The 11,797-nt window shown below is 69.8% G+C and carries 12 protein-coding genes and 1 pseudogene; 7 read left to right on the forward strand and 6 right to left on the reverse strand.

Features of this window, described 5'->3' with window-relative positions:
- Positions 1-244 precede the first annotated feature (244 nt).
- The 3 genes from JOE48_RS18850 to JOE48_RS18860 all read left to right on the forward strand — a co-directional run bounded on the left by JOE48_RS18850 (position 245) and on the right by JOE48_RS18860 (position 1,479).
- Entirely contained in the window at positions 245-646 is a 402-nt protein-coding gene (locus JOE48_RS18850; RefSeq protein WP_210032090.1) for a cupin domain-containing protein, read from the forward strand.
- Positions 647-775: 129 nt separating this feature from the next.
- On the forward strand, positions 776-1,036 hold the full coding sequence (locus JOE48_RS18855) for a hypothetical protein (RefSeq protein WP_210032092.1): 261 nt from the start codon (positions 776-778) through the stop codon (positions 1,034-1,036).
- Entirely contained in the window at positions 1,036-1,479 is a 444-nt protein-coding gene (locus tag JOE48_RS18860; protein WP_210032094.1) for a hypothetical protein, read from the forward strand. Before JOE48_RS18855 ends, JOE48_RS18860 begins: the two co-directional genes overlap by 1 nt.
- Before the next feature lie 423 nt (positions 1,480-1,902).
- Here JOE48_RS18860 and JOE48_RS18865 read toward each other — a convergent pair whose 3' ends face one another.
- Positions 1,903-2,358, reverse strand: coding sequence for a hypothetical protein (locus JOE48_RS18865; protein ID WP_245252875.1), 456 nt, complete (start codon positions 2,356-2,358; stop codon positions 1,903-1,905).
- Between the two features lie 123 nt (positions 2,359-2,481).
- The gene (locus tag JOE48_RS18870) at positions 2,482-3,027 is read right to left on the reverse strand and encodes a hypothetical protein (RefSeq protein WP_210032095.1); all 546 of its coding nucleotides are present in this window, start codon (positions 3,025-3,027) and stop codon (positions 2,482-2,484) included.
- A 795-nt stretch (positions 3,028-3,822) separates the two neighbouring features.
- Here JOE48_RS18870 and JOE48_RS18875 point away from each other — a divergent pair.
- Entirely contained in the window at positions 3,823-4,110 is a 288-nt protein-coding gene (locus JOE48_RS18875; protein WP_210032096.1) for a GCG_CRPN prefix-to-repeats domain-containing protein, read from the forward strand.
- A gap of 62 nt (positions 4,111-4,172) precedes the next feature.
- Here JOE48_RS18875 and JOE48_RS18880 read toward each other — a convergent pair whose 3' ends face one another.
- The 4 genes and pseudogenes from JOE48_RS18880 to JOE48_RS18895 all read right to left on the reverse strand — a co-directional run.
- Positions 4,173-4,919: an ABC transporter permease gene (locus tag JOE48_RS18880; RefSeq protein WP_210032097.1), complete on the reverse strand. Its 747-nt coding sequence runs from the start codon at positions 4,917-4,919 to the stop codon at positions 4,173-4,175.
- Complete coding sequence (locus JOE48_RS18885) at positions 4,910-5,842, reverse strand: ABC transporter ATP-binding protein (protein ID WP_210032098.1); 933 nt, start codon at positions 5,840-5,842, stop codon at positions 4,910-4,912. Before JOE48_RS18885 ends, JOE48_RS18880 begins: the two co-directional genes overlap by 10 nt.
- Entirely contained in the window at positions 5,839-7,047 is a 1,209-nt protein-coding gene (locus JOE48_RS18890; RefSeq protein ID WP_210032099.1) for an ABC transporter permease, read from the reverse strand. The genes JOE48_RS18885 and JOE48_RS18890 overlap by 4 nt, the downstream gene beginning before the upstream one ends.
- Positions 7,048-7,153: 106 nt before the next feature.
- Positions 7,154-8,068 (reverse strand): annotated as a pseudogene (locus JOE48_RS18895) (ABC transporter substrate-binding protein); the annotation flags it as partial.
- Positions 8,069-8,399: 331 nt separating this feature from the next.
- On the opposite strand from JOE48_RS18895, the gene JOE48_RS18900 reads away from it, so the two are divergent.
- The 3 genes from JOE48_RS18900 (at position 8,400) to JOE48_RS18910 (ending at position 11,773) form a co-directional block, all read left to right on the forward strand.
- Positions 8,400-10,757, forward strand: coding sequence for a putative bifunctional diguanylate cyclase/phosphodiesterase (locus JOE48_RS18900; protein ID WP_210032102.1), 2,358 nt, complete (start codon positions 8,400-8,402; stop codon positions 10,755-10,757).
- Positions 10,754-11,233, forward strand: a complete 480-nt coding sequence (locus tag JOE48_RS18905; protein ID WP_210032104.1) for a BLUF domain-containing protein — start codon at positions 10,754-10,756, stop codon at positions 11,231-11,233. The genes JOE48_RS18900 and JOE48_RS18905 overlap by 4 nt, the downstream gene beginning before the upstream one ends.
- Positions 11,234-11,593: 360 nt before the next feature.
- Positions 11,594-11,773, forward strand: coding sequence for a hypothetical protein (locus JOE48_RS18910; RefSeq protein ID WP_245252876.1), 180 nt, complete (start codon positions 11,594-11,596; stop codon positions 11,771-11,773).
- Positions 11,774-11,797 lie beyond the last annotated feature (24 nt).

The following is an 11,797-nucleotide window of genomic DNA, read 5'->3' on the forward strand; positions in this document are numbered from 1 at the left end:
GATAGCGGACATCGCTACGAGTAGAGGGGTTCCGCTTGAAAAGTCTGAGATATCATCGATCTCTCGGGGGCGGGATTTGTCCTTGCCCCCTGACGGGGTCGCGCGCTTCTGCCCTCAGGGGCGGAGGATCGCGGCGCGGGCGTCTGCGGGCGAGTCAACCAGCCAGGCTGTAACGGCCGGCTGCCGTCCGGGCGTTCCTGGGCGAGCGGGGCCGTGTCATTCTGACCGAAACCGGGAGGATGACATGAGATGCGGGCGCGGCCTTGCTCTGGCGGGCTTCTGTGTGGCGGGCACCCTGAGCCTCGCGGGCGCCGCGGCGGCGCAGGAGGTCAAGCGGACCGAACTCGGCCGCATGCCGGTCTCCGGCGATGATAGCCGGGAGATCGTCATGCAACTGGTCGAGGTTCCGCCAGGGGCGACCTCGCGGCGGCACGTCCATAACGGCGAGGAGGCCTTCTACGTCATCGAGGGCGGCTCGGCGCAGATGCCCGGCCAGGAACCGAAGGAGCGGCCCACGGGCGAGCGCGGGATCAACAAGCGCGGCGTCCCCCATGCCGGCTACACGGTGGTCGGCGACAGGACCCTGAAGATCCTGTCGGTCTACGTCGTCGACAAGGGCCGGCCGCTTCAGGAGGCCGCAGAATGAGCCGGCCGCTTCAGAAGGCCGGCCACATCCGTGGCGACAATGTGTCGAAAGCTTGACAATAAGGCTCGAATCACATTATAGCTTGACCGTTGCGTTGCGGATACACCGCCCAGGACCCTGGAGGTTCGGATGTGCGCGCGGAAGACCTACTACATCTTCGTCAAGGCGGCCGACGACCGGCAGTTCTGTGCCATCCGGCAGGATCAGCCGATCCCGCAGATGATCGACGGCGTGCAGTGGATGTATGTGAGCTGCATCGACACGTCGCGGGATCGGCCCTTCGGGTTCGACGTCGACGCGGCACATGAGGCCATGCGCCACCGCGGCGTCTACTTCTACCGCCGCGAGCTGATGTTCCGCCGCGCCAACTTCCTCCTCGAAGCCGCCTGATGGCGGGTTTGCGCGGGCGACGCCGCAAGGCCGCGCGCGTTCGGGCCGGTGCGGCCATCGTCGTGTGCGGGGTCGCGGCCGGAACCGGCCTTAGGTCAGGCGCGGTGCAGGCCCAGGTGCCGGCGCGGATCGGCACCTGCATCGCCACCACGATCACGCGGATCGGGACGCGGTTCAGCGACCGGCTGGTGAAGCCGCAGGCCGGCGGTATCGACGAGGGGACCAGCGTCGATCTGAAGAACGGCGTCTACGGGATTTCCTACGCGTATGTCGAAGCCATCGCGCGGTCGCGGGTCGGCGACCGCGCGATCACCTGCCTCGTCGCCCTGCCGACAGGCTGCCCGAAGGGCGACGATCGCGGGAAGATGTACACCACCACCAACCTGCGGACTCTGGACTCCTGGACGTTGCCGGATTCGCAGCACATGTGCGGCGGTGCCTGAGCCCGCCGCGCACCCATCGTGGGCTGTCGCGTGTTGACCCTGGGCTTGGGCCGGGTCTCGGGCCTCGACCGCGGGAGGGCGGGCTTTGTCGTTCAGGATGGGTTTTGCCGCCGTCGTGGCCGCGGCGTTGGTCGGAGCGCCGGCTGCGGCCCGGGCATGGGGTGTTCCCGGATGCACCAACCTGCCGGAATACAATCGGGCGCTGGGCGCCTTGCAAGGCATGACCAGCGCCTGCGACATGAGCGTCGAGGAGGCACGCCGCGTGATCGCGGCTCATGACGGCGTCGCCGCGGCCCCGCCTCCGAACGTGGCTCCGCAAGTCGTGCCGAGGCCGCGCGTCCGCCACCGCCATCACGGTAAGCGCGGGCATCGCAGGACGGCGATCCTCCGGCACCGCTGAACGGACGTGCAGGACCGGCGGGTCTAGTGCTCGCCCGACGGGGCCGCTGCGCGGGTGCGCGCCCAATCCCGGTCGCGCTCCGCCTGCCGGGCCCGCTCCTCGGCCGCGTAGGCGTCCTGTTCCGCGCGCTCCCGCTTCCGCTGGCGGTCGGCGGCGGCCGCAGCCCGCTTCCGCCACGCTTCGGTCTCGGCCTTCTGGCGCGCCAACTCCTCGACGGTGATGGGCCTGACCGGCTCCTTCGGCTGCGCCCAGGCATAGGGACGGCGGGCTGAGGGCGAGGGCCTGGCTTCGGCGCGCGGTGCCTCTCGCCTTTGCCCGAACGCCCGGATCGCCTCGGCCAGCGTCAGGCCGGCGCCGCGGGCGATGCGTTCGGCGGCCGCGCGGGCGGCCGTCCGTTCGCCGGCCGTGGCGCCGTGCTCGGCGAGCACGAGGCATTTCTCGAACCGATCCCGGTCCGCAGGCGTCATGACGGACTTCATGGCCGACGTCATACCGCCAAGCCCGTCGATCTGTCCCGCTGCGCATCCCGAGGACGCGGCGTCCGACCGAGACCGGCCGGGGCCCGGGATCGACGCGCGGTCCCGGGCCCCTCGGTTGCGCCCTCAGTTCGGCTTCGCGCTCGCCACAGTGTTGGTGAAGCTGTAGCTGCCGAGCTTCTCGCCGACCACCTGCACGGCGCCGTCGGTGAGCGTGTTCAGCCGGCGGGAGCGGATCTTCATCGTGCCGGACAGGCCGGCGAACTTGCCCGTGCCGCCGATCCACTCGCCCGTGCCCTCGTTCGCCGCCCCAAGAGGCTGCACCGGGTAGTCCCACTTCTCGAAGACGTGGTCGCCGTCGGCATCGACGTAGTCGCAGTACCCGTGGTTCTCGAACATCTTGCTGTTGTTGTCGATCAGCGGCGCGGAGGTGCAGCGGCCGGCCATGTTGTGCAGGAGCTTGCCGCCGGTCTCGTTGACAGCCGTCATCATGTTGATCGTGGCGGAGGCCATGCGGTTCTCGCCGATCATCACAGGTTTCGGTGCGGCCGGAAGCGTCGATGTGTAGGTGATCCGGAACTCACCCTGCCGCGGCATGTCCTCCGCAGTCGACGGTACGGAACTCAGAAGCAGAACTCCGAGTGTCACGGCCGGACCCGTGACGAGCGACATGGCTTGGATGTCTTTTCTTTTCACGATGACCTCCCTGTCAGGCGCAGAGAAGGCCGTTCGGCATTGATCGGTCTGCCGAGATCTGGCCATCCGAATCGGTTGCGCCATTTGGAGAGTGCTGCCGATGAAATAAATATTCAATAGTTTTATGTGAATGATATTTTATATTGTTCATCCGAGTACGTAGCGATCCGAATTCGTGTCCAGGAGATGGTGCGGCCCGCGGTGACGTCGGCTCGCTTGCCCGCCGAGCTGCACGGCCGGGGGCCGCTCGTCGCGAGCCGCCGCGGCTCATGGCCAAGGGTGGCGCGGGCTGTGCGCCAACATCCGCAGACGTCGGCATCCGGACGCATTGGATTCATCGCCCGCTGCCGCGACGGGCGCGGTGCTCCGTTCGGTTCGGGACCTGGAGAGCCTGCTGCCCAGTCGCCCCGATCCTGGGCCGCACCCGTGTCGGCATGGCGGTGCGCCGCCGGTCCGGCCGACGCGGACCGGCCGGAGGGCCTCACTGCGCGACCGGTGAACCGGCTGCACCCCGGTGACGTCCGCGGCCGGTGCTCGAAAGCACAGGATGGCAACCGGAAGACCTTACCCAGGCCACGGGCCGGCTATCCGGCAGAGAGTCGCGCCGGATCTGGATCCGGGCCGAGCACACATTCGTGAAGAAACGCTTCCTCTGTCTGGTTGTTTCGGATGCACTCTCGGCCTTTCGCAAACGGCCGGACATCATCAGGCGACGTCTCGATCGGGCCGTCGCCGGAGGATGATATTGCTTGCGGTTGAAAGGAGGTAGACATGCGAATGAAGATTGCAGGCGCAGCACTCCTCGCGCTCGGCACCCTGACCGCCACAATGGGCACGGCGGACGCCGCGCAGGGCTGCGGCCCCGGGTTCCACAGGGGCTTCTCCGGCTGGTGCAAGCCCAATTGGCGCCCCTACGCCTACCGCCCGGTCTATTACGCACGGCCGGTGGTCTACGGCTGGCACCGTCCCTGGGCCTGGCGCCACGTCGGTTGGCACCGCCCCTGGGGCTGGCACCATCATGGCGGCTGGCGTCACGCAGCTTGGCACCGCGGATGGTGATCGGGTGAACGGTGCGGGGCCGGTACGCGTGTGCCGGCCCCCTCCAGGACGTTCGATCGCCCCTAGGCATGAGACCCGGCCCGGCGCGTCGCGACGGCTTCGAGCGCGCGCAGGCCGGCGTCGATCAGGATCGCCAGCGCCGAGACCACGAGGCCGCCCTGCAGGACGTAGGCGGTGTTTCCGGTGAGGAGGCCGGAGACGATAACCTCGCCGAGGGTGCTGGCCGCGACGGTCGATCCGATCGTCGCCGTCGCGAGGCCGATGACCGCCGAGAGCCGGATCCCCGAGAGGATCATCGGCAGCGCGAGGGGCAACTCCACCCGCACGAGCCTCTGGCGGTCGGTCATCCCCATGCCGCGTGCCGCCTCCAGGAGCGCCGGATCGAGGCTCTCCAGGCCGGTCAGGGCCGTCTCGAAGATCGGCAGCAATCCGTACAGGACGAGGGCGATCAGCGTCGGGACCGTGCCGAACCCGAAGATCGGCACCGCCAGCGCCAGGACGGCCACGGGCGGGAAGGTCTGGCCGAGATTGGCGAGCGCGCGGGCGAAGGGCAGGACGTCGCGCCCGGCCGGCCGGGTCGCCGCGATCGCGGAGCCCAGGGCGAGCAGGCTGGCCGCCAGGGTCGCGGCGGCGACCAGCAGCAGGTGGTTGACGGCCAGCGTCAGGAGCGGGGTCTGCGCGTAGATCGGCGGGGTGCCGGCGGGCGCGAGCGGCCGGAACAGCCCCGCGAACGCATCCGGCGCCGCCAGGAACGCGACCAGCAGGACGAGGAGTGCGGCCTTCGGGATCGACGCCCGGCTCACGGACACGCACCCTGCGCCTCGAGGGTCGCCCGCGTCACCCGGCCCAGGATGACGCCGTCGCGGCTGACCGGCAGGGCCGGGCGCTGCGACCAGAGGCTCTCCGCCAGGGCGTCGCGCACCGAGGTGCCGGCCATGATCGGTGCGCCCGGGGCCGGGCCGGGCTCGACGAGATCGTCCACGATCCGCAGGGCCATGAGCTGGAAGGCACGGTCGCCGCGGCCGAGCAAGGCACCGACGAAGTCCGTCGCCGGCGCGCCGACCAGAGCCGTCGGGTCGGCCTCCTGCACGAGGCGCCCCCGGTCCATTACGGCGATCCGGTCGCCGAGGCGCAGGGCCTCGTTCATGTCGTGGGTCACCAGAACGATGGTGGTGCCGTAGCGCTTCTGGATCGCCTTCAGGTCGTCCTGAGCCTGGCCGCGAATGATCGGATCGAGGGCGCCGAAGGGCTCGTCCATCAGCAGGATCGGCGGCTCGGCGGCGAGCGCGCGGGCGACGCCGATCCGCTGCTGCTCGCCGCCGGAGAGCGCCGCCGGAAGGCGGTCCCGGTAGAGCGCCGGTTCGAGGCGGAACAGGGCGAGGAGCTCGTCGACCCGCGCGGCGATTCGGTTCCGGTCCCAGCCGAGGAGCTTGGGCACCACGCCGATATTCTCCGCGACGGTGCGGTGGGGAAACAGCCCGTGCCCCTGGATGGCGTAGCCGATCCCGCGGCGCAGCGCGTCGGGCGGCACGGTCCGGACGTCCCGGCCCGCCACCCGGATCGTGCCGGCGCTCGGCTCGACGAGGCGGTTGATCAGCCGCAGCAGGGTCGTCTTGCCGGATCCCGAGGTGCCGACCACCGTCAGGATCGTCCCGGAAGCGATCTGCAGGCTGACATCCGCCACGATCGTGCGGCCATCGACGACGCGGCTGACATGCATGAGTTCGATCATGGCGTCCGGTCCGCTGCCCGGCCGCGGCTGAGGTCGATGACCGCATCGAGCAGCACCGCCGCGCCGCTCGCCATGACCACCGTCGGCAGCGCGCCGAGCAGCACGAGGTCGCCCGCATTCTGGCTGATGCCCTGGAAGACATACACGCCGAGTCCGCCGCCGCCGACGAGCCCGGCGATCACCGCGAGCCCGATATTCTGGACGAGCACGATGCGGATCCCGGTGAGGATGGCGGGGAGGGCGAGCGGCAGCTCGACCTGCGCCAGGCGCTGCCGGTCGGTCATGCCGACGCCCCGCGCCGCGTCGCGCACCGGGTCGGGCACGGCGTCGAGGCCGGCGACGGTCGCGGCGGTCACCGGCAGGAGCGCGTAGGCGAACAGCGCCACGAAGGCCGGCGCGGCGCCGATCCCGGCGATGCCGAGATCCGCCGCGCCTGGGACCGTCCGGCCGATCCAGGCGAGGGGGGCGATCAGCATCCCGAACAGGGCCATCGACGGGATCGTCTGCACGACGTTGAGGACCGAGAGCAGCGCCGCCCGCAGGGCGGGAACCGGGCGCGCCAGGATCGCTGCCGGGATTCCGACCAGGGCGGCGGCGGCCACCGAGGCCAAAGCGAGGCCGGCCTGGGTCCGGACCTCGCGGCCGAACGTGTCGGAACGGCTCACATATTCCCGCAGCACCGAGAGGTTGTCCCATAAGCCGGAGCGCAGGATGAGCCCCGCCAGGGCGGCGACGAGCGCCAGCGCGCCGATCCGCAGAACGGGGCTCGGCCGCAGCCGCGCCAGCCCGTCGCCGGCCGCCAGGCCGGCGGCCGCGAAGGCCAGCCACCAGCCCGCATCCGGAGAGATCCGGCCGTAGCGGTCGCCGGAGGGCGTCAGATGATCGGCCGCCCAGCCGGCTGCGAGGCAGAGCATCGTGAGCGCGGCAGACCCGGCGGCAAGGCGCAGGCCCGGTGCGATCCGCAGCGCGAGCAGCGGCGCGGCACATCCCAGGACGGCGCCGAGCGCGAGGGCTTGGCCCAGGGGCAGGGCCGACCACGCCGTCAGGGGCGTGCCCAGCGCGATCCGGTTGGGGCGCGCCGTCACCAGCGGCAGGGCGAGGAGGCCGAGTCCGAGGAGGGCGGCGAAGACCGAACCCAGCGGGTCGAACGCCGGCCGAGCCGGGCGGAAACTGACGGGCGCCCGGGTCGCCCTGTGTCCGCCCATCCGATGCTCCGAGCGCGGCCGTAATGGGCCTGCACTAGAGCGGTTTCCGGCCGCCTTGCAATCCGGGGCGTCCCTGAGACCCGGCTGCGGCTGCCGGTGCCTCGGGCACGAAGCCGTTCCGCCTGAGGAAATCCGCCGCGACGGACGAGGCCGGCTCGCCGCCGAGTTGCACGCGGCCGTTGAGCTCCTGCAGCGTGGCCAGGTCGAGCCTGCGGAAGATCGGATCGAGCACCGTGGCGATCTCCGGATGCGCCTTGAGAACCGGCCCGCGGACAACGGGCGCCGGCTGGTAGACCGGCTGGATGCGCTTGTCGTCCGCCATGACGACGAGCCGGGCGACGGTGAGGCTGCCGTCGGTGCCGAACACCATGGCGGCGTTGGTGCCGGAGGTGCCCCGCATCGCCGCGGCGATCGTGCCGGCGGTGTCGCCGCCCGACAGGATGACGAGCTGGTCCGGCCTGAGCGCGAAGCCATAGGCCTTGCCGAAGGCCGGGAGCGCGGCCGGCGTCGACACGAATTCCGAGGACGCGGCGAGCTTGATCGCTCCGCCGCCGGCCACGTAGCGGCCGAAATCGCTCATCGTCCTCAGGCCGTTGGCCTGGGCGATGTCCGCGCGGACCGCGATCGCCCAGGTGTTGTCGGCCGAGGCCGGATCGAGCCAGGCGAGGCCGTTGGCCTGGAGATCGAGGTTCCTGGCGGTCTCGTAGGCGGCCTTCGGGTCCTTCCAGACCGGAAGGTCGGCCTTCCCGAAGAAGAACGCCGCGTTGCCGGTATATTCCGGGTAGATGTCGATCTGGCCCTCGAGCAGGGCCTGGCGCACGATCGGCGTGGCGCCGAGTTCGATCTTGTCGACGGTCGGCAGGCCCTTGGCCTTCAGGGCCTGCAGGATGATGTTCCCGAGGACGCCGCCCTCCGTATCGAGCTTGGACGACACGACGATGCCGGCCGCCTGCGCACCGGCTGCCGCCAGAAGCAGCGCGAGGAGTCCCACCAGGAGCCGCGTCGTCATCGTGTGAGACATCCCGTCTGCGCCATCCGATCATCCATAGCGCGTTTTGCCGCGGAACTTAGGACCGGCCCCGGCGAGGAGGCCGTCAAGCGCGAAGTGCCGCGCGTCGCGATAGGGCGGAGACGCAGGTCCAGGACGGACGGCCTGGCGCGGAGTGCCGCACCCTCGGACGTCGAATACAGCGCATGGTCTGTTTCTTTCTATGCAACAGTCCGAAACATAACACAGATTAGCGTATAACGGATGAAAACTGATCTTTTCCGAGGCTGCGGAAGAATATGGCCTTCGAGATAGGGAGTTTGATTAACGGGTCGCGCTTAGGCCGGGAGCTTCGGAGCTTGCCATGCGATCCGTCTACACGTGCCTCACAGAGGCACATGATCACCGCCTCATCCTCCTCGCCGCGGGCATCTGCGTCACCGGCGTCTACGGCTCGTTCTCCGTGGCGGCTCAGGCGGCGCGCTCGGCGGGGCGAGCTGCCTGGACCTGGGGTGCTGCCGCCATCGTGGCGTCAGGCTGCACCGCCTGGGCCACACACATGGTCGCGCTGCTCGCCTTCAGGCCCGGCATGCCCGCCGGCTTCGAGCCGACCCTCACGGCCCTCTCGCTCCTCATCGCCATCGCGGGCATCGGGATCAGCATCGGGCTCGTGATCGGGCAGCGGGATCGGTCGCGCCGGTTCGCGGCCGGCCTCGCCCTCGGGATCAGCATCGCGGCGCTGCACTATCTCGGCGAGGCTTCCTACCTCGTCGCCGGGACCGTGACCTGGGATCCGATCCTCGTCGCCGTCTCGTTGTCGGCGAGCCTGCTGATGTTCGGCACGGCCCTGATGGTCGCCGGAGAGCGGCGGCGTCCGTGGCGCCGGGCGGCGGCGCCGCTGCTGCTCGCGGGGATCGGAATCCTTCATCTCGGCGGCATGGCGGCGATGACGCTGACCTTCGATCCGGAGCGACCGCTGCCGCGCGAGGCCGTCCCGCCGGAGATTGTGGCCCCGATCGTCGCGTGCGTCTCCTTCGGGCTCCTGACCCTCGCCATCATCGGGCTGCGCCTGACCCTGAACGCCCGGGCGCAGGCCCGGCGGGACCAAGAGCGCCTGCGCGAGCTCGCCAACCTCGCCGTCGAAGGTCTCGCCGTCTGCGAGGGCGAGACCATCAAGATCGCCAACCGGAGCCTGGAGCAGATGTCGGGTCTCGGCGCCGGCGCGCTGAACGGCCGCCGCCTCTCGGATGTCCTGCCCGGCCTCGTCGTCTCGGCGCTGCCCGAGCGCGAGGAACGGGAGGCGGAGCTGGTCGGCGCCGACGGCCAGAGCGTGCCGGTGCGCGTCCTGCGCAGCGAGGTTCCGCTCGGGAGCGGGCTCCAGACCGTGCTGGCCGTCCGCGATCAGCGGGAGCGCCTGCAGACCGAATCGCAGATGCGCATGCTGGCCTATTCGGACGCGCTGACCGGCCTGCCCAATCGCGCCCATTTCCACGACCTGCTCGCCCGCCACGCCGCGTCCTGCGGCGAACGCAACCAACCCTTCGCGGTCGTCGTCCTCGATCTCGACCGGTTCAAACTCGTGAACGACACGCTCGGGCACGGTCTCGGCGACACGCTGCTCCGCAAGACGGCCCAGCGCCTCACGGCGGCGCTGGGCGGGCAGGACGTGGTCGCGCGGCTGGGCGGCGACGAGTTCGCGGTCCTGCAGGCTGCCCCGGACGGTCCCGAGGCGGTGCACGCTCTGGCCGCGCGCATCATCGAGCTGATCGACCGCCCGTTCCTGATCGACGGCCAACTCGTCAATGTCGGTGTCTCGGTCGGCGCCGCGCTCGCGCCGGCGGATGGCGGCGAGCCCGGCACGCTGCTGCGCAACGCCGACCTCGCGCTGTACAAGGCCAAGGCGGATGGCAAGGGCATGTTCCGCCGGTTCGATCCCACGCTGGATGCGCGCGTCCAGGCCCGGCGCAGCCTGGAGGCGGATCTGCGCCGCGCGATCGCGGTGCAGGAATTCGAGCTGCACTATCAGCCCCTCGTCGATGCGCGCTCAGGCCGGATCACCGCGGCGGAGGCGCTGGTGCGCTGGCGCCATCCGGAGCGCGGCCTCATCCCGCCCGCCGATTTCATCCCGCTGGCCGAGGAGACGGGCCTGATCGGACCGCTGGGACAATGGGTCCTGCGCACGGCCTGCACCCAGGCGGCCCGCTGGCCGTCGCACATCCGGGTCGCCGTCAATCTTTCGCCGACCCAGTTCCGGGATCTCCGCCTCGCCGAGACCGTGAAGGCGGCGCTCACGGCCTCCGGCCTCGCCGCGGATCGCCTTGAGCTGGAGATCACCGAGGGCGTGCTGCTGGCCGACGAGGACCGCACCCTCGCCACCATGACCCGCTTGCGGGCGGCGGGCGTCAGCATCTCGATGGATGATTTCGGAACCGGCTATTCCTCGCTGAGCTACCTGCGCCGCTTTCCCTTCGACAAGATCAAGGTCGACCGATCGTTCGTGCGGCAGCTTCCGGGCGACCCGGAAAGTGCCGCCATCGTCCGGGCGATCATCACCATGGGGGCGTGCCTCGGCATGACCATCACGGTCGAAGGCGTCGAAACCGCGGAGCAATTCGCCTTCACGGCCGCTTCGGGCTGCCACCAGGTGCAGGGCTATCACGTCAGCCGGCCGCTGCCGGAAGCGGAGTTCCTGTCGTTCGTCGACGCGCGCGAGGCCGCATGACTCCTCTGGACCGCTCCGATCTGTTCCGGCTGGTCTACCGGAGCCGCAGCGCGATCGCGGGCAATCCTGCGGAGGTGCAGCGTGTCGTCGACGCCATGGTGGCGACGTCCCGGGATCGGAATGCCGGGGCCGGCGTCACCGGTGCGCTGCTCTTCGCCCGCCTGCACTTCGTGCAGGCCCTGGAAGGGCCGTCCCCGGCCGTGGAGGCGATCTTCGACCGGATCTGCTGCGACCTGCGCCACACCGGAATCGAGGTGGTCGAGTGCGGTCCCGTGCTCGAGCCGGCCTTCGGTGGCGGCGCCATGAGCCATCTGGTGCCGGATGCCGATGCCGGGGCATTGCTGGACCGGCTCGACAGCGAGGCCGAATGCGTCGAGGCCGCCGCGGCGGCGATGAAGCTGATGCTGACGCTGCTTCAATCGGCCGCTTCCGAGCTGAAGGAGCACGAAACGCGTCCATCCGCGCGCGCGTCCTGAGATCCGGGCGCAGCTCGCCTGGGAGCCGATTCCCCTCGGGTTCTCGCGGTGACGCTGGCGCTTCGGGAGGAGGGCAGGGCGCTTGCAGGGCGTGATCGCGTCAAGCGACCATCGGTGTGCGAGCCCGAAACGGCTGGCGAACATGCCGGCCTCAACGCCCACGCTTCACGCGAACTTCGCGGCATCTCTGTCGAGAAAGATTCGATCAAATCTTCGAAATCCTGTTAAAATCCATTAACCTTTACATGAGCCTGCAGTGAACGCCTTCGATCTGTTTGATTTATACTCGCACAGGTTGTTTTAAGATCGAGCCGAGTGAGGCGTATGTCATATTCGATCTTCGTTCGTGATCGCGTCCGGATGGATGGGCGCTCACCGCAACTCCTGGCCTATGACATCCATGATCGTTCGGCGGCGGCGGTGCTCGTGTCGGTGATCGCCACCTCGTATCGGGATCATGGATTCAATCCCGCCACCCGCGTGCACTGGTTCCGGTCCGACGGCAGCGTGCACGAGATCTATACCTGGCCTGAGGCCTGAGGGTGCTCTGAGCCGCGCCTCAGC

The sequence above is a fragment of the Methylobacterium sp. PvR107 genome, from assembly GCF_017833295.1.
Taxonomy (GTDB): domain Bacteria; phylum Pseudomonadota; class Alphaproteobacteria; order Rhizobiales; family Beijerinckiaceae; genus Methylobacterium.